The organism is Pseudonocardia sediminis (assembly GCF_004217185.1).
In the GTDB taxonomy this organism is placed as follows: Bacteria; Actinomycetota; Actinomycetes; order Mycobacteriales; family Pseudonocardiaceae; genus Pseudonocardia; species Pseudonocardia sediminis.
The window spans coordinates 4,170,030-4,190,334 of record NZ_SHKL01000001.1 but is presented as its reverse complement, the minus strand read 5'-3'; the positions used below and the strand labels follow the sequence as shown (position 1 = coordinate 4,190,334).

The following is a 20,305-nucleotide window of genomic DNA, read 5'->3' as shown; positions in this document are numbered from 1 at the left end:
GTGTCCGCGGCCCCTACTGACTCGCCCAGTAGCCGTAGGCGGTGTAGGCCGGATACGGCCCGAGGAACTCCTGCAACGGCCCGGTCGAGACGGTGATCCGCGGTGACGTCACGAGCTCGGCCGGGATCACGAACGACGACTGGACCCAGGTCGCGTCGCCCGGCCCGGTGAGGTCCCACTGCCCGGCGGGACGCCCGTCGACGCCCACCCGGACCGCCCGGGCCTCGGGGTCGAGCCGTTCCGGGTCCGGACCGACCCGGCTCGTCAGCGTCACCGGCCGTCCCGGGGTGAGGCCGTCGAGGGTGAACATCTCCCCGCCGACGACGCGGCGCCCGCTGTCGGCGACCGTCCGCCCCGGCGCGACGACGGTGCGGGCCACGCTGCTGACCGGCTGCAGTCCCTGGACCGGCGGGTGCGGGGTCCAGTCGTGGCGTGCCTCGTCGTCGAGGTCGCCGACGTTGAGCTGGTCGTGGACGGTGCCGGGCACCGGGCGGTCGGGCGTCCCGCCGGTGCCGGCCAGGCTCCAGTCGGCCCTCCACACGCTGACCTTGTCGCAGGTCCGGTCGATCTGGCAGGTCTGCGGGGCCGTCGCCGAGATCGGCCGCGGCGGCGACGTGAGCTGGAACGTGATCACCGGCTCGGGTCCGAGCACCCCGGCGAGCCCGAGGTCGGCGAACGGGATCCCGCCCCACCGGTCGAAGATCGCGAAGTGGTCCGGCCGCTGTCCGGGCGGCATGTGGCGCAGTGCCTCGTACAGGGTCCCGGGTCCGTTGAGCGACGGGCGTGTCATGTCGTTCGTGGTGAGCCCGACCAGGTCGACGGTGCGGTGCCCGCCGAACCAGGCCGCCGCGCCGACGTCGTTGACCGCGACCGAGGCCCCCGGCGGCACGTTCCCGGCCAGCCAGTTCCCGATCGTCACCGGGCCCTCGCGCATCGCCGTCGCCTGCTGGGCCAGGCGCAGCGCCCAGGTGGGGGTGGCCAGGACCGAGAACAGCAGCGCCACCGTCAGCAGTCCGTGGAGCACGACGGCCCGGCCACGCCCGTCGTCCGTCCCAGCGCCGCCGAGGCGGGCCAGGGCATCGACGCCGATCACGGCCAGGAGCAGGAGCAACGGGACGAACGGCTGCACGTAGCGCAGGTCCTGCCACTGCGCGGTGATCAGCGTCGACAGGCTGACGAGCACGACGCCGAGACCGAACGCGAGCACGGCGGCGAGCGTCCGCCACCCCGTCCGGGGGCCGAGGCCGAGCGCGGCCAGGCCCAGCACCGCGAACACCAGGGCGGCGGGCGGCAGGAAGTCCTGCCCGGAGAGCCCGGTCAACGACGCGGCCATCTGCCGCAGGTTGGCGAGCGTGTGGTCGGCGACCTCCAGGGGCTGGATCAGCTCGCCCTGGTAGAGCCAGGACTTGGCCCGGACGCCGTTGGCCTGCGCGGACCCGGTCGCGAGGCGGTAGAACACGAGCTGGGCCAGCGCGGCCAGGACCGGTAGTGACGCCAGGGCCGCCGTCCCGAAGGTCGGGCGCCGCCGTCGTCCGAGTGCCCAGGCCATGCCCGCGACCAGCCCGACCGCGACGATCACGCCCTCCGGCCGCGAGAGGGCCAGCAGCGCGGCGACGACCGGCGTCACCCGGAACCGCCCGCCCGGCTGCTCACACGCGAACGCGTACACCGCGCCCGTGGTCAGGGCCGCGACCAGCCCGACCTCCATGCCGCTGACCGCACCCCACTGCAGCGGGCCCGACACCACGACCAGCACGCCGGCCCACGTCCCGACCGTCCGCCCGGCGACCCGGCGTCCGAGCAGATAGGTCAGGGCCGTCGCGGCGGCCGCGCACAGCGCGCCGAACCCGACCGCGAAGGCGAGCAGGGACGTCCCCTCGAAGCCGAGGAACCACGCCGCGCCGAGGAGCAGTGCGTAGAGCAGGCTCGACGCGCCGGTCGTGACCGGGTCGCCGGTGTTGTACCGGAACCCCTCACCCAGACCGAGCTGCCGGCCGTACTGCAAATGGATGTAGACGTCGTCGAGCGGTGGGATCAGCCGGCCCTGGTTGTAGGCGAGGCTGACGGCGACGAACCCGGCGCTGAGCAGCAACGACGCCACCGTCAGCACGACCGCCCGTCTGTCGACCCGGGACGACGTCTGCCTCTGATCGGTCATCACGAGGTCCAACGAGCCGTCCTCGCGTCCCGATACGCTCCCGCGACGCCGCAGACGACGAGGGCCCGGCACCTGGTGAGAGGTGCCGGGCCCGGGTCCGTTCACGCCGCGGTGCGGCGGGGGCGGATCACACGTCGTAGTACAGGGCGAACTCGTACGGGTGCGGACGCAGACGCAGCGGGGCGATCTCGTTCTCCCGCTTGTAGGCGATCCAGGTCTCGATCAGGTCCGGCGTGAACACGCCGCCGTCGAGCAGGTAGTCGTGGTCGGACTCGAGACGGTCGATGACCGCTTCGAGGCTCGTCGGCACCTGCGCGATGTCCTTGAGCTCCTCGGGCGGAAGCTCGTAGAGGTCCTTGTCGACCGGGGCGGCCGGCTCGATCTTGTTCTTGATGCCGTCGAGGCCGGCCATCATCATCGCGGCGAACGCCAGGTACGGGTTGCCGGACGAGTCGGGGCAGCGGAACTCGAGGCGCTTGGCCTTCGGGTTGTCGCCCGAGAGCGGGATCCGGATGCAGGCCGAGCGGTTCCGGGCCGAGTAGACCAGGTTGACCGGGGCCTCGAAGCCGGGGACCAGGCGGTGGAACGAGTTCACCGTCGGGTTCGTGAACGCCAGCAGCGACGGCGCGTGGTGCAGGATGCCGCCGATGTAGAAGCGCGCGGTCTCCGACAGCCCACCGTAGCCGGACTCGTCGTGGAAGAGCGGCTGCCCGTCCTTCCACAGCGACTGGTGCGCGTGCATGCCCGACCCGTTGTCGCCGAAGAGCGGCTTCGGCATGAACGTGACGGTCTTGCCCTCGTGCCAGGCGGTGTTCTTGACGATGTACTTGAACAGCATCACGTCGTCGGCGGCGTGCAGCAGGGTGTTGAACTTGTAGTTGATCTCACCCTGGCCGGCGGTGCCGACCTCGTGGTGGCCGCGCTCGAGCACGAACCCGCTGTTGGTCAGGTTCGTGGCCATGTCGTCGCGCAGGTCGGCGTAGTGGTCGACCGGCGGGACCGGGAAGTACCCGCCCTTGTAGGGGACCTTGTAGCCGAGGTTGCCGCCCTCCTCGTGACGGCCGGTGTTCCACCAGCCCTCGGAGGAGTCGATGTGGTGGTACTGCTCGTGCGGCTCGGACCCGAAGCGCACCGAGTCGAAGATGTAGAACTCGGCCTCGGCACCGAAGAAGCAGGTGTCGGCGATGCCGGACGCGGCCAGGTACTCCTCCGCCTTGCGGGCGACGTTCCGCGGGTCACGGGAGTAGGGCTCGCCCGTGATCGGGTCGTGCACGAAGAAGTTCATGTTGAGCGTCTTGTGCTTGCGGAACGGGTCCAGGCGCGCGGTGGCCGGGTCCGGGAACAGGGCCATGTCGGACTCGTTGATGGCCTGGAAACCACGCACCGAGGAGCCGTCGAAGGCGACCCCGCTGTCGATGAAGTCCTGGTCGACGGTGCTGGCGGGGACGGTGAGGTGCTGCATGACGCCGGGCAGGTCGCAGAACCTGATGTCGACGTACTCGACCTTCTCGTCCGAGATGTACTTGAGTACCTCTTCGGCGTTGCTGAACACGCTCTTGGGCTCCTTCACTCGACAATAGGAGGTTGGCGGCGACGCTAAGGTCGTCGTGTTGCCCACCAGTCACCCGACTGTTTCACGGACGTTAACTGGCCCTCGGCGCGACCGGTGTCACATACGCCGTCGGACTCGTCCGTTCGTGTCGTTCCTCCACGTGCAGAGTCGATCACCGGGTGTGGTGTCGCGACGGCAGGGGATCGCCGCCGCGGCGGTGGTGCTGGGTCGGCGCCTACGCTAGAGCGCATGGCCCGTTGGATCGAGTCCTGGCTCCCCGGATCACCCGCCGGGTCACCCGCGAACGTCGGACATCCGGGCGAGAAGTTCGGTCTGCCCGCGTCCGGGGTGAACGCGACCGCCCCGCTCGGACGTCGCTTCGTCGCGATCTTCGTCGACTGGATGATCGCCTACTTCCTGACGCTGGCCTTCCTCGGCGTCGACGCCCTCGGTGCGCCGAACACCAGCTGGACGATCCTCGGCGTCTGGTATCTGCTGACCGTCCTGCCGACCGCGATCTTCGGCATGACCGCCGGGATGGTCGCCCTGGGCCTGCGGGTCGCCCGGACCGACATGGCCCGCTTCGTCGGCGTGCCGCGAGCACTCCTGCGGACGTTCCTCATCGCCCTGGTCGTCCCGCCCCTGGCCCGCGACCACGACGGCCGCGGCTGGCACGACCGCGCCACCACCACCATCGTCATCCGCACCCGCTGACCCACCCGCCCGCCGCCGGCCCAGCGCCGCACCCGGCCGGCCCACCGCACCCGGTCGTACCACCGCACCCGGTCGTACCACCGCACCCGGTCGCACCACCTCGCCCGGCCACGCCCCCACCGGACCGCACTCACGGTGCATTCGTGCGCTCCTGCGACACGAAAGCTCCGGGAGCGCACCGTTCCCCGCGCACCGGCCACCGGACTCGTGGCGCTTTCGTGCTGCGTTGCGACACGAAAGCGCCACGACGGCGAGGCTGACGGCAGTGCGGCACGTTGTACACATCCTGGTTCGGGCGTCCACAGATGCAGGATTCGTCGCTGCGCCGGCGCGGTCGGGGTGCACGGTCGGTGCATGACGCGTTCCGTGGCCCGATCGTCGTACCTCGCCGCACAGTTCCCGGACGGTGTCGCGTCCCGGGCCCAGCTGCTCGCACTCGGGATCTCGTCGTCGACGATCGCGCAGCGCTGCCGGTCGGGTGGGCCGTGGAAGAACCTGCTGCTCGGACAGGTGCAGCTCGACGGGCGGCGCACAGGTCCGCGCCAGTACCGGCGTGCGGCGCTGCTGCACGCGGGCCCGGGCGCAATTCTCACCGGCGTCGGCGGTGCCGGACTGCACGGGGTGACGGCGCTGCCCCGGAACGGCACGGTCCACGTCCTGGTGCCCGGAGACCGTCGCGTCACCAGCAGGGACTTCGTGGTCGTGACACGGACGTCCCGGATGCCCGAGCCGGTCGAGCTGGCCGGCTTCCCGGTCGCACCGATGGCTCGATGCCTGGTCGACGCCGCAGCGCGCACCGACGACGCCGACACCGTACGGGCGATGCTCGCCGACGCCGTCCAGAAGGGCTTGCTGCGGCTCGACGACCTGACCGACGAGCTGAGCGAGCCACGGCGACCGCGCACCGCGCTCGTCCGTGGGGTGACGGCCGAGATACTCGACGGGGTCCGCTCGGCGGCCGAGGCCTGGGTCCGCGACCTGGTGCTGCGATCCGGGCTGCCCTCACCCGCATGGAACGTCGCGCTGCACGCCCGGGACGGTCGACGTCTCGGTGTGGTCGACGCCTACTGGGAGGACGTCGGGCTGGCCTGGGAGATCCAGTCCCTGGCGTTCCACCTGGGGCCTCGGGAGCTGGCACGCGATGTCGAGAAAGTCGGGATGCTGGCGTCGGCGGGAGTCCTCGTCCTGCCGACGATGGCGTCCCGACTGTGGTCCGATCGTCCTGCGGCGATGGCGGAACTGGTCGACGCCCACGCCCGGGCCGGTGCGATGCCGGCGCCGGCCGTCACCGCCGGGCTCTGGCGCCCGTGACCGCGCTGAACCGGCCGCCGCGCAGAACCACTCACGGCGCCACCGTGCTGCTGGAGCCGCCCCGGGATGTCGTACTTGCGGCGCATTCGTGCGGCCCGGCCGAACGAAAGCTCCATGAGTGCGGTTGGACCGGCGCGGTCACCGGCCGGTGGCGAGAGAGGTCAGCGGCGGCGGACGGTGCGTTGCACGCTGCGCATCTTCGCGCCTGCGGGCATGGGGCCCTTGGGCAGGGCCGCGCTGCGGTTGCCCAGGGACGTCAGCTTGGACTCCAGGGTGTCCATCTCCGCGGCGGTGATGTTGCGGGGGAGCTTCATCAGGTGCTTCTGGAGGTTCTTGAGCGGGATCTGGCCCTCTTCGTGGCCGACGGTGACGTCGTAGATCGGGGTCTTGCCGGCGACGCGGGCGGTGCGCTTCTTCTCCTGCGCGAGGAGCTGCTTGACCCGGTGCGGGGCGCCCTCGGCGACGAAGATGATCCCGGGGCGGCCGATCACCCGGTGCACGGCGTCGAGGTGCGTGGTGCCGGCGATGCCCTGGGCGACCCGCCACTGGCCGCGCAGGTTGTCCAGCGCCCATCCGGCGGCGCCGGGCTGGCCGTCGGCCTTGGTGTAGACCGAGCGCTGCACGCGTCGTCCGAAGATCGCGATGGCGGCCATGATGCCGATCGCCACGCCGAGGACGGCGAGCGTCCACGCGGTGACGGAGGCGAAGAAGAGGAAGCCGATCAGGCTCAGGATCACGATCGGCGCGAGGAACACCCCGAGCATGATCGGGATGAGGAGCTTGTCCTCTCGCCGCTGCATCTGGAACGCCTGCCAGATCTGCGCACGACGCTGCTTCGACGCGGCGCGCTTCTGCGCCTTCGCCGCCTTCTTCTCTTCCGCGGTGGGCTTGCCGGCCATGTGTCCAGCCTACGTGTCCGCTGTGATCATCGGTGCCCCAGGTCAGAGGCCCGGGGCACCGATCGGGCGACGATTCAGCTGCGGGGGAGCAACGAGCTCGCCTCCTGCGAGGCGGGACCGGACTCGGCCAGGTGCGCCAGCGAGGGGGAGAGCTCCTCGCCGCGGTGCGCGACGGTCTGGGCGTAGAGCCGTCCGGCCCGGTAGGAGGAGCGGACCAGCGGCCCGGCCATCACCCCGGCGAAGCCGATCTCCTCGGCCGCCTTCGAGTGTTCGACGAACTCCTCGGGCTTGACCCAGCGCTCCACCGGGTGGTGGCGCTTGGTCGGGCGCAGGTACTGGGTGATCGTGATGATCTCGCAGCCGGCGTCGTGCAGGTCCTGCAGCGCGTCGGTGACCTCGTCGGGGGTCTCGCCCATGCCCAGGATCAGGTTGGACTTCGTCACCAGGCCCTGCGCGCGGGCCTTCGTGATGACCTCGAGCGAGCGCTCGTAGCGGAACGCCGGCCGGATCCGCTTGAAGATTCGCGGGACCGTCTCCAGGTTGTGCGCGAGCACCTCGGGGCGGGTGTCGAAGACCTCGTCCAGCTGTGCGTCGATCGAGTTGAAGTCCGGGATCAGCAGCTCGACGCCGGTCCCGGGGTTGAGGGCGTGGATCTGCCGGACGGTCTCGGCGTAGAGCCAGGCGCCGCCGTCGTCGAGGTCGTCGCGGGCGACGCCGGTGACGGTGGAGTAGCGCAGGCCCATCTGCTGCACCGACTCGGCGACGCGGCGGGGCTCGTCGCGGTCGAGGTCGGCGGGCTTGCCGGTGTCGATCTGGCAGAAGTCACAACGGCGGGTGCACTGCTCACCGCCGATGAGGAACGTCGCCTCCCGGTCCTCCCAGCACTCGTAGATGTTGGGGCAGCCGGCCTCCTCGCACACCGTGTGCAGACCGCCGGAGCGGACCAGGCTCTTGAGCTCGGTGTACTGCGGGCCGGTGCGCGCCTTCGTGCGGATCCACGGCGGCTTGCGTTCGATCGGGGTCTCGCTGTTGCGGACCTCGAGACGCAGGAGCTTGCGACCTTCGGGTGCGATAGTCACGCCCCACACGGTACGCCCGGCCGCTACTCCGGATCGGGTCGGACGCCGGTGACGTGGGCGGTCACACGCCACAGCCGGGCCGCGAGATCCGGATCCTGCGCCGGCTTGCTGCGACGCGCCGGGCCGGGCGGGCCGTGGATCTCCCCGACGCCGGTCGGACCGAGGTAGTCGCCGCCGTGCACCGGGGACGCCAGCGCCGCCAGCTGCGGTGCGACGCCGTCCTCCACGGGCTGGGTGAGCAGCCGGTCCAGCGGCCGGGACAGCTGCGCAGCCAGGCTTCCTCCGCGCTGCAGCCCGTTGCCCAGCAGCTGGGACTCGGTCATGCCGGGATGCGCCGCGACCGAGACGACCGGGTCACCGGACAGGCGCAGCCGCCGGTCCAGCTCGGCGGCGAAGAGCAGGTTCGCCAATTTCGACGCGCCGTAGGCCGCCGTCGGCCGGTAGCGCCGGTGCTCCCAGCCCAGGTCGTCGACGTCGAGGGCGGCGCTGCGGTGCCCGAGGCTCGACGTCGTCACCACCCGCGACGGCCGGTCGGGCGCGCCCGCGCCGCGCAGCGCCGGCATCAGCTGCCAGGTCAGCGCGGCCGGGCCGAGGTGGTTGGTGCCGATCTGCAGCTCGAACCCGTCGGTCGTGTGCAGCAGCGGGCCCATCGCCACGCCGGCGTTGTTGAGCAGCGCATCGAGGCGGTCGCCGGTGCGTTCACGGACGTCGGCGGCGGCGAAGCGCACCGACGTCAGGTCGGCGAGGTCGAGCGTCACGAGCTCGGCGGTGCCGGGCCCGCCGGGGAGGGTGTCGATCGCGGCCCGCCCGCGCTCCGGGTCGCGCACCGCCATCAGCACCCGCGCCCCGGCCCGGACCAGCGCCGCCGACGCGGCCAGGCCGAGCCCGGAGTTCGCGCCGGTCACCAGCACGGATCGTCCGGACAGCTCGTCCAGGGCGGAGGGGTGCCATCTGCTCACCCGCCGAACCCTAGGGGCGCGCACCGCGCCGCCGGGCAGCGCACCCGCTAGCGTTCGCGGACGTGGACTTCCGGATCTTCACCGAGCCCCAGCAGGGCGCCACCTACGACGACCTGCTCCGCGTCGCGCGCACGACCGAGGACGCCGGGTTCGACGCGTTCTTCCGCTCCGACCACTTCCTCGCGATGGGCGACGGCAGCGGCGAGCCCGGCCCCACCGACGCGTGGCTGACCCTGGCCGCACTGGCCCGCGAGACCAGCCGGATCCGTCTGGGCACGCTCGTCACCTCGGCGACGTTCCGGCTCCCCGGACCGCTGGCGGTGGCCGTCGCGCAGGTCGACCAGATGTCCGGTGGACGTGTCGAGCTGGGCCTGGGCTCGGGCTGGTTCGACGCCGAGCACGCCGCGTACGGCATCCCGTTCCCGCCGCTGGGGGAGCGTTTCGAGCGCTACACCGAGCAGCTGGAGATCATCACCGGGCTGTGGGCGACGGCGCCGGGGGAGACGTTCGACTACTCCGGGGACCACTACACGATCTCCGGGTCGCCGGCCCTGCCGCGCCCGGTGCAGTCACCGCGCCCGCCGATCGTGCTCGGCGGTATGGGCCCGAAGCGGACCCCCGGCCTGGCCGCGCGGTTCGCCGACGAGTTCAACGTCCCGTTCGCGCCGATCGACCGTGCGGTCGAGCAGTTCGAGCGGGTCGACCGGGCGTGTGAGGACGCCGGCCGGGACCCGGGCAGCATCGTCCGCTCGACGGCGCAGATGCTCTGCCTGGGCCGCGACGAGGCCGAGGTCAAGAGCCGGGCCGCCGCGGTCGGCCGGGGCGTCGACGTCGTCCGGAACTCCGCCCTCGGAGGCACCCCTGGCGAGCTCGTCGACCTGCTCGGCCAGTGGCGCGACGACGCCCGCATCGACCGCGTCTACCTGCAGATCCTCGACCTGTCCGACCTCGCGCACATCGAGGCGTTCGCCTCCGACGTGCTGCCGCAGCTGGCGTAGGCCCACCGCGGCCTGCTGTCGGGTCAGCCCGCCCCGAGCTGGCCCGCGATATCAGCGGCGGCGGTGAGCAGGACCAGCGCCGGGACGACGGTGCGCGGCGCGATCCGGTAGCTGCCGCGCCCGTCCTGCTCGACCAGGCCGCAGTGGGTCAGGGCGCGCAGGTGGTGGTAGAGCTGCCCGGTCGAGGCCAGCTCCGCAGCCTCGCCGAGCTCGGCGGTCCCGCGCGGGCCGCGCAACAGGCTGCGCACGATCCGCACCCGCACCGGGTGCCCGAGTGCGCTGAGCACGGACGTGCGCGGGTCGTCGTCGAGGTCCAAGGTGGCGCCGGCGTCGTAGGTGCACTGCCAGGAGATGTCGCCGTACAGGTGCACGTCGCCGCCGTAGTGCACGGTCCCGGGGTCGCCCTCCGCACGGACGGGGCCGGGATCCGGGGCACCGCCCCCGAGAGCACGCTCGACGTCGCGCAGCCGGCGTTCCAGCTCCTCGAGCCGGGAGTCGGTCGCGGGGTCCGTCGAGGGGGCGTGCTCGACCACGGTCGCTTCCTCCCTCCGACGTTCTCCGGAATTCCGGAATCACGTACGAGGCTAGGCGCGTGGTGGAGCCGGGTCAAACGATCACCGCAGGGACGGGTGCAGCTGCAGGTTCAGGCCCGCGGCGGCGGGCGTCTCCGGACGTGCGACCTCGTGCGGGCGCACCGGCAGGCGTCCCTCGAGGGCGTCGAGCACCGCCGTCGTGACGGTCCCGGTCACCTCGTCGACGGTGACGTCGCGGCCCAGCTCGGCCGACAGGGAGCTGACCCCGGCGTCGGCGATCCCGCAGGGCACGATCCGGCCGAAGTCGCCGAGGTCGGGGTCGCAGTTGATCGCGAAGCCGTGCTGGGTGACCCCACCGGCGATGCGGACGCCGATCGCGGCGACCTTGCGCTCCGGACGGCCGCCGGCTGCGGGGAGCCAGACGCCGCTGCGCCCGTCCACGCGGCCGGCGCCGGGGACCCCGAGACCGTCGACGACGGCGATCAGCGCCTCCTCCAGGCGTCGCACGTAGTCGACGACGTCCATCGGCTCGGACAGCTGCACGATCGGGTACCCGACGAGCTGGCCCGGCCCGTGCCAGGTGATCCGCCCGCCGCGGTCGACGTCGATCACCGGCGTGCCGTCGACCGGCCGGTCCTCGGGCTGCGTGCGCCGCCCCGCGGTGTAGACCGCCGGGTGCTCGAGCAGCATCAGCACGTCCGGCCCGGAGCCGTCGCGCCGCGCGGCCGCGTTCGCCTTCTGCGTGTCCCAGGCCCGCTGGTACTCCACCCGTCCGAGACGGTCCACCCGGACCGGGTCGGAGCTGCGGCGACAGGACGAGTGTGCGTCGGGCATGACCCCAAACTACCCCCGTGCGCGCCCTACCTCCCGAGGGAGGAGAGCACCGCCTGCGCGGCACGGCGGCCGCTGACCAGCGCACCCTGCGTCGACGGGGTGTCGCGGTGGTCGCCGGCGACGAACAGGCCGTCGCCGAGCTCGACGTCGCGGCGGACCGGGCGTCCGGCGGGGAACAGCGGCAGCGCCTCGGGGATCTCCGCGGTGTGCACGTGCTCCCAGTCGTCGGTCGGCACGCCGTAGATCCGGGCCAGCTCGCGCCGCACCCCGGCCTCGCCGATCCCGTCCGGTCCCGGCACCCCGACCACCGACGACGCCACCAGCGGGCGCCCGCTGGCGGAGTAGCCCGGCGCTGCGGCCGTCATGACCATGGTGTTGACGACCGGACCGCCGGTGCCGTCGAGGTGCAGCAGCGCCTCCCCGGTCGGCGCGACCGGCGGTGTGTGGAACCAGGTGGTCAGCGCGTTCATCGTGGGCTCGGCGACCCCGGGCAGCAGCGACGCCGCGGTGCGCGGGTCGGCGGCGACGAGCACCGCGCGGGCGCTGTGCGCGCCGTGGTCGGTGCGCACCGACGGCCGCGATCCGCCCGTCACCTCGTGCACGCGCACCCCGAACTCGACCGTGCCGTCGGGCAGGCCGGCGGCGAGGCGCCGGGGCAGGGCCTCCATGCCGTCGTCCGGGACGACGATCGTGCCGAGGGCGAAGCTGCGCCACACCAGCCGCACGAACGCCGACGACGTCTGCAGCGCGGTCTCACCGAGCACCCCGGACAGGAACGGGCGCAGGAACCGGTCGGTGACCGGCCCGCCGAGCCCGGCCGCGGCCAGGTCGTCGGCGCCGGAGTCGCGGATGCGGGCCGCGGTCCGCGACGGCGGGGACGCCAGCACGCGCGCGGTCCAGGCGACGAGACGGGCCTTGTCCAGCGGGCCGAACAGGTCGTCCAGCGCCGTGGCGGGCGCGCCGCCGGGACGGCGCAGCGGGTTGACGAACGTGTGCAGCTCCCCGTCGCCGGCGCGGATCGCCGCACCCGGCTCGAACGGGCGCACCCCGAGGGAGTCCAGCCCGTGCGGGGCCAGGGCGGCGTGCAGCGCGGGGTAGGAGGTGTTGAGGACCTGAAACCCGCGGTCGCAGCGGAACCCGTCGACGACGTCGGTCGCCATCCGGCCGCCGACCCGGTCCGAGGCCTCCAGGATTTTCACCGACAGCCCGGCCCGGTGCAGCACCCGTGCGGCGCGCAGCCCGGCCAGACCGGCACCGACGATCAGGACGTCCGGGGTGCCGTCCCCGGCGGGGGCCGCTCCCGAGCTCGTCGCGCCGGCGCTCACGTGCCGACCGCGGCCGACAGCGCGTCGCCGATGGTGTGGTGGCGGAACTGGAACCCGGCGTCGTGGAGCGCCTTCGGTACCGCCCGCTGGCCCATGAGCAGCGTCTCGCGGCCCAGCTCGCCCAGTCCCGCGGTGATGACGAACGCCGGCACGGCCATCGGCGTGGGACGGCCGACGGCGTGCCCGAGCTCGGTGGTGAACTCGGCGTTGGTCACCGGGACCGGGCCGGTCAGGTTGACCGGGCCGCGCAGCGCGTCGTTCTCCACGGCGAAGCGGATCGCGGAGATCTCGTCGTCGAGGGAGATCCAGGGCATGTACTGGCGCCCGGAGCCGAGACGGGCGCCGAGGAAGCCCTTGAACAGCGGGCGGACCTTGGCCAGCAGCCCGCCGGAGGGGGAGAGCACCAGTCCGGTGCGGATCAGCACGACCCGCGCGCCGGCGTCCGCGGCGGGGGCGGCGGCTGCCTCCCAGTCGCGGCAGACGTCGGCGAGGAACCCGCTGCCCGAGGGGCCGGACTCGTCGGTCTCCCGGTCGCCGGTGTCGCCGTAGTAGCCCACCGCCGAGCCGCTGATCATCGTCGGGACCCCGTGCCGTGCCACCGCGGTGGCGAGCACGTCGGTGGGCACGTTGCGGGAGTCGCGCACCGCCTGCTTGCGGGCACCGCTCCACGGCCGGTCGGCGATGCCGACCCCGCCCAGGTTCACCACGGCGTCCGCACCGTCCAGCGCGCCCTCGTCCAGACGCCCCGACGGCGGGTCCCAGCCCCGCTCGTCGGGGGCGGCGGGGGTGCGCCGTACCAGGCGCAGCACCTCGTGCCCCGCGCCCCGCAGGTGGGCGACCAGGGCCGTTCCGATCAGACCGGACGAACCGGCCACCACGACTCGCACGGCGTCGATCCTTCCGGAGGCGGGGGGAACGCGCGCGCCGGGGGTGCCCCCGAACGCGAACGAGCGTGACGTCCGTGGCGATCCACGCCACGAACGTCACGCTCGTTGCACCGGTCAGGGGACTCCCGCGCCGGCAGGGAGGTGCGTCAGAGACCCAGCTCGGCCTCGAACGCGCCCTCCTCCAGGCGGGCCCGGATCGCGGAGAGGAAGCGGCCCGCGTCCGCGCCGTCGACCAGGCGGTGGTCGTAGGTCAGCGGCAGGAAGCACACCGAGCGGACGGCGATGACGTCGTCGCCCTCGGCCGAGGTGATGACCTTCGGCTCCTTGCTGATCGCCCCGGTGCCCAGGATGCCGACCTGGGGCTGGTTGATGATCGGGGTGTCGAACAGCGCGCCCGCGGACCCGATGTTCGTGATCGTGAAGGTGCCGCCCGACAGCTCGTCCGGGCCGATCTTGTTGTCCCGGGTGCGGGCCGCCACGTCGGCGATGTTCTTCGCCAGCCCGGCGAGACTCAGGTCGTCGGCGTTCTTGATCACCGGGACCAGGAGGCCGCGCGGGGTGTCCACGGCGATGCCCAGGTGGACCGCACCGTGGTAGGTGACCTGCTTGCCGTCCTCGCTGATCGAGGCGTTGACGGCCGGGAAGGCCTTGAGCGCCTCGACGGTGGCCTTGGCGATGAACCCGAGGAAGGTCAGGTTCGCGCCCTCGCGACGGCGGAACTCGTCCTTGACCCGGGCGCGCAGCTTCGTGATCCGGGTGAGGTCGACCTCCTGGACCGTCGTGAGCTGCGCCGACGTCGACAGCGACTCGGTCATCCGCTGCGCGATCACCTGGCGAAGGCGCGGCAGCTTGACGGTGCTGCCCGGCTCCGGGGCGTTGTCCGGACGGGTCGGGACGGCCTGCGGGGTCTTCGGGGCGGACGAGCCGCCGCCCGAGGGCGCGGACACCGCCGGTGCCGACTCCGCGGGAGCCGGGGACGCGACCGGGGCCTTCTTCTCCTCGGCCGCGGCCAGCACGTCCTGCTTGCGGATCCGGCCGCCGACACCGCTGCCGGTGACCGACGACAGGTCGATGTCGTTCTCCTGGGCCAGCTTGCGGACGAGGGGAGTGACGTAGGGACGGTCGCCGGACGAGCCGTTGTCACCGGCGCCGCTGCCACCGCCGGAGCCGCTGCCGCCACCGGAGGCCGGCGCGGAGCTCTGCCGGGTCGAGTCCTCCTGGGCGGGGGCCTTCTCCTCGGTCTGGGTCGCGCGGTCCTTCGCGTCCGGGGCGTCGTCCTTCGGCGGGGCGCTGCCCTCGGACTTGGGCGAGGCCTTCTGCCGGGCGACCTCCGGCTCGGCCTTCTCCTCGGGCTCGGCCTTCTTCTCCGGCTCGGGCTCGGAGGAACCGCCGCCGTCGGAGGAAGCGGCGGACGCGTCCCCGATGACGGCGAGCTGCCCGCCGACCTCGACCGTGTCGTCCTCGTTCGCCGAGTGCTCGAGCAGCGTGCCCGCGACCGGCGAGGGGATCTCGGTGTCGACCTTGTCGGTGGACACCTCGAGCAGCGGCTCGTCGACCGCGACCTCGTCACCGACCTGCTTGAGCCAGCGCGTGACCGTGCCCTCGGTGACGCTCTCGCCCAGCTCGGGCATGGTCACCGGGGTCCCGGAACCGCCGCCGGACGAACCGCCCGAGGACCCGCCCGACGCGGCGGCCGGCTCCGGCTCGCTCTCCTCCTGCGCCGGGGCCTCCTCCTGGGCGGGCTCCTGCGCCGGGGCCTCGTCGGCCTCCTCGGCCTTCTCCTCCCCACCGGAGGACTCGCCGCCTCCGCCGGAGCCGTCGCCGATCACGGCGAGGTCGCCGCCGACCTCGACGGTGTCGTCCTCGGCGGCGACGATGCGCTCGAGGGTGCCCGCGGCGGGCGAGGGGATCTCGGTGTCCACCTTGTCCGTGGAGACCTCGAGCAACGGCTCGTCGACCTCGACGGTGTCACCCTCGGCCTTGAGCCAACGGGTGACGGTGCCCTCGGTGACACTCTCGCCCAGGGCGGGCATCTGAACGGTGAAGGCCATATCGGGTCGAGCTCCTCTTTCCGCGTGGGTGTTCGGGGTCGTGGCCGGCCCCGCTGTGGGTGGGCGGGTCAGCCGTGCGTGTGCAGGGGTTTGCCGGCGAGCGCGAGATGGGCCTCGCCCAGCGCCTCGTTCTGGGTGGGGTGGGCGTGGATCAACGACGCGACGTCGGCGGGGAGCGCCTCCCAGTTGTAGACGAGCTGGGCCTCACCGACCAGTTCGCCGACCCGGGAGCCGACCATGTGCACGCCGACGACCGGTCCGTCGGTGCCCTCCGCTCCCGCCTTGATCAGTTTGACGGCCCCGGCGGTCTGCAGGATCTGCGACTTGCCGTTGCCGGACAGGTCGTAGGTCACGGTCTGCACGTCGCCGTGCACGTCGCGGGCCTGCTCCTCGGTCAGGCCGACCGAGGCGATCTCGGGGTCGCAGTAGGTGACCCGCGGGATGCCGGCCTCGGCGATCGGCTCGGGGGCGAGCCCGGCGACGTCCTCGGCGACGAAGATCCCGTGCGCGAAGCCCCGGTGGGCCAGCTGCAGGCCCCGGGTGATGTCACCGACGGCACGGACGCCGTCGAGGTTGGTGCGCAGGCGCTCGTCGACGGTGACGAAGCCGCCGTCCATCGCCAGGCCGGCGTCGGAGTAGCCGTGCCCGGTGGTGTTCGGGCCCCGTCCGACGGCGACCAGCAGCAGGTCCGCCTCGATCTCCTCGCCGGACTCCAGGGTGACGGTGACGGCGTCGCCGGTCCGGGTGGCGCCGGTGAACCGCACGCCGGTCTTGAATTTGATCTTGCGACGGCGGAACGCGCGTTCCAGCAGCTTCGAGGCGAACTCGTCCTCGGCCGGGACGAGCCGGGGCAGGGCCTCGACGATCGTGACCTCGGCCCCGAACGAGCGCCACACGCTCGCGAACTCGACCCCGATGACGCCGCCGCCGAGCACCACGACCCGCTCCGGCACGTCGTCGAGGGAGATCGCACCGTCCGAGGTGACGACCCGGCCGCCCAGCTCGAGGCCGGGCAGGCTCCGCGCGTAGGAGCCGGTGGCGAGGACCACGTCGGTGCCGGTGTAGCGATCATCACCCACCCGGACCGTCCGCGGTCCGACGAACGTCCCGGCGCCCTCGACGAGGGTGATCCCGCGGGAGGACACCAGCCCCTGCAGGCCCTTGTACAGCTTGGTGACGACGCCGTCCTTGTAGGAGTTCACGCCGGTCATGTCGATGCCGTCGAGCGTCGAACGGACCCCGACCCTGGCTCCGTCGCGGGCGTGGTCGGCGACCTCGGCGGCGTGCAGCAGGGCCTTGGTGGGGATGCAGCCGCGGTGCAGGCAGGTGCCGCCGAGCTTGTCCTTCTCCACCAGCACGACCGACAGACCGAGCTCGGCGGCGCGCAGCGCGCAGGCGTACCCGCCCGATCCACCACCCAGGATCACCAGGTCGGCAGTGTGCTCGGCCACCGCGCTCGCTCCCTCCCGGTCACCGCCATCGAAGCCCGTGACCTCACGCGACGCCCATCTTGTCACTCCGGCCCGACAACGCCAGGTGGGGCGTCGGGAGCGAATCGGACCTCCCGCACGTTGCAGGGGGAGATCACGCACGCCACGGGGTGGCGTCGCGGGGAGAGCGGAGGTGGGTGGCATGGGTCTGCTGGACAGGTTCCGGCCCGGGCGGGCCGGGAAGTCGGCCGGGGCGGCCGGGACGAGTCCCGAGGCGCACCTGCGGGACTGGGAGCGCACGCGGGTCGGCGTGGAGGCGTTCGTCGAGCCCTCGACGCTGATGACGGAGACGACGGTCGTGCTCGTCGCGCACGACGGCGAGTGGACGCGGCGGCGCGTCGGGAGCCCGAACAAGGCGAAGAAGCTCGCCCGTTCGATGAAGATCCCGATCTACGACGTGCAGCTCGTGGGCTACCCGCAGCGCATGCGCGACCACGACTCGCGGGAACGGATCCTGCGCAAGCGCTCCCGGGAGCAGGACATGCGTCGCCGCCTGGCCGACGAGAGCTGACCCCGGGCCGACCCCACCCGTGCGCGGAGACCGTCGCCCCGGCAGCGTTTTCCGCGCACGACCTCGTCAGCGCAGGGACCTGGCGCGGCGGGCGCCGATGGCGCGCATCGCCGGCTCCAGGCGCAGCACCGGGCCGGGGGCCAGCGCGGTCAGGCGCATGATCGCCCCGCGCCAGCCGGGGATCGTCCGGTAGACCCGCGACGTGCCGAACATCCCGACCAGGCCCTGGGCGACCTGCTCCGGTGTGACGAGCATCCCGGAGCGGATCAGGGCCTGGGCCTGCCCACCGGGCTTCATCGAGCGCAGCAGCTCGGTGTTGACCCCGTCCGGGCAGATCGCGTGCACTCGGACCCCCTCGGCGCGGACCTCCGAGGCCAGCCCGGACACCATCGACAGCGCACCCGCCTTGGACGCCGCGTAGACCGAGAGCCCCGGCACCGGCCCGAGCGCGGACAGCGACACGGTCACCCCGATCTCGCCGCCGCGCGCCGTCCCCGCCCCGGCCTGCTCCCGGAACGCGGCCAGGGCGGCCCGGCAGCCCCAGATCGGGCCCATCGTGTTGATCTCGACGAGCGCACGGGCGTGGGCCTCGCTCAGCTCGGTCACCGTGCCGTCGAACCCGACGCCGGCGTTGCTCACCCACGCACCCAGCGGGGCGATCTCGCGGGCCCGCTTCGCGACGTCGTGGGCGGCGGCGGGGTCGGTGACGTCGTAGGCGCACCCGCCCGCGGCACCGATCCGGTCCGCGGTCGCCTGCGCCGCCGCCGCGTCGAGGTCGGTCACCAGCACCCGGTAGCCGCGCCCGACGAGCTCGGTGGCGATGGCCTCGCCGATACCCCGCGCGGCGCCGGTGACCACGGCGGAACGGGGTGTGTGCGAGGGGACGGAGTGTGCGCTGCGACCGATCATGGAGCGCAGTATGCCGCGACCGGTTACCGATCGGTAGCCGACGACCGGTGCTCGTCCGAGCAGGCGAAACGTCGTAGCCCGATGCGATCGTGTCACCGCGACAGCCATGACGGTGCGGCCGAGGTGTGGCCGGTGGACCCGCCGGCCACTCGGCGGGACTCGGCGAGCTCAGGGCAGGTCGACGACATTGAGTTCCGGACTTCCCGGTCCGACGAGGTAGGCGGACCGGCCATCCGGCGCCAGGGCCATCTCGGTCGCCGTGGTGTCGCCGGCGAGCCGTTCGGACGGGGCGCGATTGGTGGCCGTGTCGAGCGTCGCCACACCGCCGGAGGGGTTCGTCACGTAGACGGCCTTCCCGTCCGGCCGTCGTACGAGCTCGGTGGGTGCCCCGCCGATCTCGACGTCGGTCACGACCGCCGAGTTGGTCAGATCGACGACCGAGACGGTCCCGGAGTCGGAGTTCGCGACGTACCCCTGTTTTCCGTCGGCGCTGATCGCGACACCGCGCGGCTCATCGCCGACCTCGATCTCCCGCTGGACCCGCCCCTCGCGGACGTCGATCACGGCGACGGTGTCGGAACCCAGGTCCGTGTCGACCGTGGCGAGCAGACGCGTGCCGTCCTGGGACAACGCGAGCCCGTGTACCTCCGTCGTCCACAAGAACCCGATCCCGATCGTGTCCACGACCGCGTTCGTCCGCGTGTCGACGACGACGACGTCCGCCGACCCCTCATTGCCGACGAAGATGCGTGACCCGTCGTTCTGCAGGATCGCCGACGTCGGGGAGTCGCCGACCCGGATCGTCGCGGCGATCTTCCGGCCCGGCACGTCGATCACCGAGAGGGTGCCCGAGCCGGCGTTGGTCACGTAGGCGCGACGTCCGGAACGGTCGAGAACCACGGCCCTGGGGTCGGCTCCCACCTGGATCTGGTCGACCACCGCTCGGGTTTTCAGGTCCGCGACGTTGACGGTCCCGCGCTCGGAGTCCGGAACGACGAGCGTACGGCCGTCGGGTGTCACCGCGACCGAGCCCGGGGACCGGGCGACCTGGATCGCGGGCAGTTGAGCGGCAGCATCCTGGTCTCCGGACGGGCCGGTGGTAAACCAGACGACCGCGGCGGTCAGGCTCACCACGAGGGCGCCGGCGAACAATTTCGAAGCCGTACCCGAGCGGGGTGAAGCGGTAGCCGCGCGCGGCCGGTCGATCTTGGTTCCGCCGGGGCCGTGACCGGCGCTCGCGGATCCGCCGCCGGGTGCCCTCGGCGAGGTCGGGCGGTCGCGCCGTTTGCCCTTCAGCGCCTTGCGCGCGGCGTGGGCGAACTCACCCGCCGAGCCGTGGCGTCGCTCGGGATCCCGATCCATACCGCGCCGGACGACCGCGGAGAGCGCCTTCGGGATGTCGGACCGGAGCGCAGACGGATCCGGGCGTTCGTCGTCGTTCACGTCGCCGTCGGGGAACGCACGTGAGCCGGCCAACAGCTCGAACAGCACGCAGGCCAGCGAGTACACGTCGCCACGCGGCCCGTCCGGGACGCCGGCCATGCGCTCCGGCGCGATGTAGCCAGGGGTTCCCCACACGTGGCCCGGCCGGGTGAGCGACAGGCCGTCGCCCTGGTTGACCCCGCGACCGAGGCCGAAATCGATCAGGTAGGTGTGGCCGTTCGGCGTCAGCATGATGTTCGCAGGCTTGACGTCGCGGTGGACCAGACCCGCGGCGTGTGCTGCGTCGAGCGCCCCCGCGACGTCGGCGACGATCTCCACTGCGGCCTTGGGAGTTGGGTGAGCGGTGAGCATCCTGGCCTTGAGCGTCGCGCCCTCGATCCAGCGCATGTCGATGTACAGCTGCCCGTCGATCTCGCCGACGGAGTGCACCGGAACGACGTGGACCTCGCTCAGCTTCGCCGCGATGTTGCCCTCGAGCTGGAAACGGCGCCGGAACTCCGCCTGGTCGGCGAGGTCCGGGAGAAGTCTCTTGAGCGCCACCCAGCGGTCGTCCATCCGGGTGTCCTGTGCCTTCCAGACCTCACCCATGCCGCCGTGGCCGACCTGTTCGATCAGCCGGTAACTCCCGAACGTCTCCACCCGGCCCCCCTCC

General features: G+C 72.7%; 17 protein-coding genes. 4 read left to right on the top strand and 13 right to left on the bottom strand.

Features of this window, described 5'->3' with window-relative positions; all coding sequences use genetic code 11:
* Nucleotides 1–13 precede the first annotated feature (13 nt).
* Together EV383_RS19395 and glnA are read right to left on the bottom strand one after the other, a co-directional pair.
* On the bottom strand, nucleotides 14–2,158 hold the full coding sequence (locus EV383_RS19395; RefSeq protein WP_130291220.1) for a hypothetical protein: 2,145 nt from the start codon (nucleotides 2,156–2,158) through the stop codon (nucleotides 14–16).
* A 127-nt stretch (nucleotides 2,159–2,285) separates the two neighbouring features.
* Nucleotides 2,286–3,710 (bottom strand): type I glutamate--ammonia ligase, encoded by a 1,425-nt coding sequence (glnA, locus tag EV383_RS19390; RefSeq protein ID WP_130294744.1) that lies wholly within the window; start codon nucleotides 3,708–3,710, stop codon nucleotides 2,286–2,288.
* A 249-nt stretch (nucleotides 3,711–3,959) separates the two neighbouring features.
* On the opposite strand from glnA, the gene EV383_RS19385 reads away from it, so the two are divergent.
* Nucleotides 3,960–4,424 carry an RDD family protein gene (locus EV383_RS19385; protein ID WP_130291219.1) on the top strand — a complete coding sequence of 155 codons (465 nt, stop codon included), beginning with the start codon at nucleotides 3,960–3,962 and terminating at the stop codon, nucleotides 4,422–4,424.
* Nucleotides 4,425–4,778: 354 nt separating this feature from the next.
* Entirely contained in the window at nucleotides 4,779–5,735 is a 957-nt protein-coding gene (locus tag EV383_RS19380) for a hypothetical protein (RefSeq protein ID WP_130291218.1), read from the top strand.
* A 161-nt stretch (nucleotides 5,736–5,896) separates the two neighbouring features.
* On the opposite strand, the gene EV383_RS19375 is transcribed toward EV383_RS19380, so the two are convergent.
* The 3 genes from EV383_RS19375 to EV383_RS19365 form a co-directional block, all read right to left on the bottom strand.
* Nucleotides 5,897–6,634: a DUF4191 domain-containing protein gene (locus tag EV383_RS19375; protein ID WP_130291217.1), complete on the bottom strand. Its 738-nt coding sequence runs from the start codon at nucleotides 6,632–6,634 to the stop codon at nucleotides 5,897–5,899.
* 74 nt (nucleotides 6,635–6,708) lie between these two features.
* Nucleotides 6,709–7,713: a lipoyl synthase gene (gene lipA, locus EV383_RS19370; RefSeq protein ID WP_130291216.1), complete on the bottom strand. Its 1,005-nt coding sequence runs from the start codon at nucleotides 7,711–7,713 to the stop codon at nucleotides 6,709–6,711.
* A gap of 23 nt (nucleotides 7,714–7,736) precedes the next feature.
* A complete protein-coding gene (locus EV383_RS19365) occupies nucleotides 7,737–8,672 on the bottom strand; it encodes an oxidoreductase (protein ID WP_130291215.1) in 936 nt (311 codons plus the stop codon).
* 62 nt (nucleotides 8,673–8,734) lie between these two features.
* On the opposite strand from EV383_RS19365, the gene EV383_RS19360 reads away from it, so the two are divergent.
* Complete coding sequence (locus EV383_RS19360) at nucleotides 8,735–9,670, top strand: LLM class F420-dependent oxidoreductase (protein WP_130291214.1); 936 nt, start codon at nucleotides 8,735–8,737, stop codon at nucleotides 9,668–9,670.
* A gap of 23 nt (nucleotides 9,671–9,693) precedes the next feature.
* Here EV383_RS19360 and EV383_RS19355 read toward each other — a convergent pair whose 3' ends face one another.
* The 6 genes from EV383_RS19355 to lpdA form a co-directional block, all read right to left on the bottom strand.
* Entirely contained in the window at nucleotides 9,694–10,203 is a 510-nt protein-coding gene (locus tag EV383_RS19355; protein WP_130291213.1) for an ArsR/SmtB family transcription factor, read from the bottom strand.
* Between the two features lie 81 nt (nucleotides 10,204–10,284).
* Complete coding sequence (gene lipB, locus EV383_RS19350; protein WP_130291212.1) at nucleotides 10,285–11,037, bottom strand: lipoyl(octanoyl) transferase LipB; 753 nt, start codon at nucleotides 11,035–11,037, stop codon at nucleotides 10,285–10,287.
* A gap of 26 nt (nucleotides 11,038–11,063) precedes the next feature.
* The gene (locus EV383_RS19345; protein WP_130291211.1) at nucleotides 11,064–12,362 is read right to left on the bottom strand and encodes an NAD(P)/FAD-dependent oxidoreductase; all 1,299 of its coding nucleotides are present in this window, start codon (nucleotides 12,360–12,362) and stop codon (nucleotides 11,064–11,066) included.
* On the bottom strand, nucleotides 12,359–13,249 hold the full coding sequence (locus EV383_RS19340) for a TIGR01777 family oxidoreductase (protein WP_207223583.1): 891 nt from the start codon (nucleotides 13,247–13,249) through the stop codon (nucleotides 12,359–12,361). The genes EV383_RS19345 and EV383_RS19340 overlap by 4 nt, the downstream gene beginning before the upstream one ends.
* A 146-nt stretch (nucleotides 13,250–13,395) precedes the next feature.
* Nucleotides 13,396–15,300, bottom strand: coding sequence for a 2-oxoglutarate dehydrogenase, E2 component, dihydrolipoamide succinyltransferase (sucB, locus tag EV383_RS19335; RefSeq protein WP_130291209.1), 1,905 nt, complete (start codon nucleotides 15,298–15,300; stop codon nucleotides 13,396–13,398).
* A 68-nt stretch (nucleotides 15,301–15,368) separates the two neighbouring features.
* Complete coding sequence (gene lpdA / locus EV383_RS19330; RefSeq protein ID WP_130291208.1) at nucleotides 15,369–16,751, bottom strand: dihydrolipoyl dehydrogenase; 1,383 nt, start codon at nucleotides 16,749–16,751, stop codon at nucleotides 15,369–15,371.
* Nucleotides 16,752–16,932: 181 nt separating this feature from the next.
* Here lpdA and EV383_RS19325 point away from each other — a divergent pair, with 181 nt between their 5' ends.
* Nucleotides 16,933–17,301, top strand: a complete 369-nt coding sequence (locus EV383_RS19325; RefSeq protein WP_130291207.1) for an oxidoreductase — start codon at nucleotides 16,933–16,935, stop codon at nucleotides 17,299–17,301.
* 66 nt (nucleotides 17,302–17,367) lie between these two features.
* Here the strand turns inward: EV383_RS19325 and EV383_RS19320 are convergent, their stop codons facing one another.
* Complete coding sequence (locus EV383_RS19320) at nucleotides 17,368–18,210, bottom strand: SDR family NAD(P)-dependent oxidoreductase (RefSeq protein WP_130291206.1); 843 nt, start codon at nucleotides 18,208–18,210, stop codon at nucleotides 17,368–17,370.
* 168 nt (nucleotides 18,211–18,378) lie between these two features.
* Nucleotides 18,379–20,292, bottom strand: a complete 1,914-nt coding sequence (locus EV383_RS19315; protein ID WP_130291205.1) for a serine/threonine-protein kinase — start codon at nucleotides 20,290–20,292, stop codon at nucleotides 18,379–18,381.
* Between the last annotated feature and the right edge of the window lie 13 nt (nucleotides 20,293–20,305).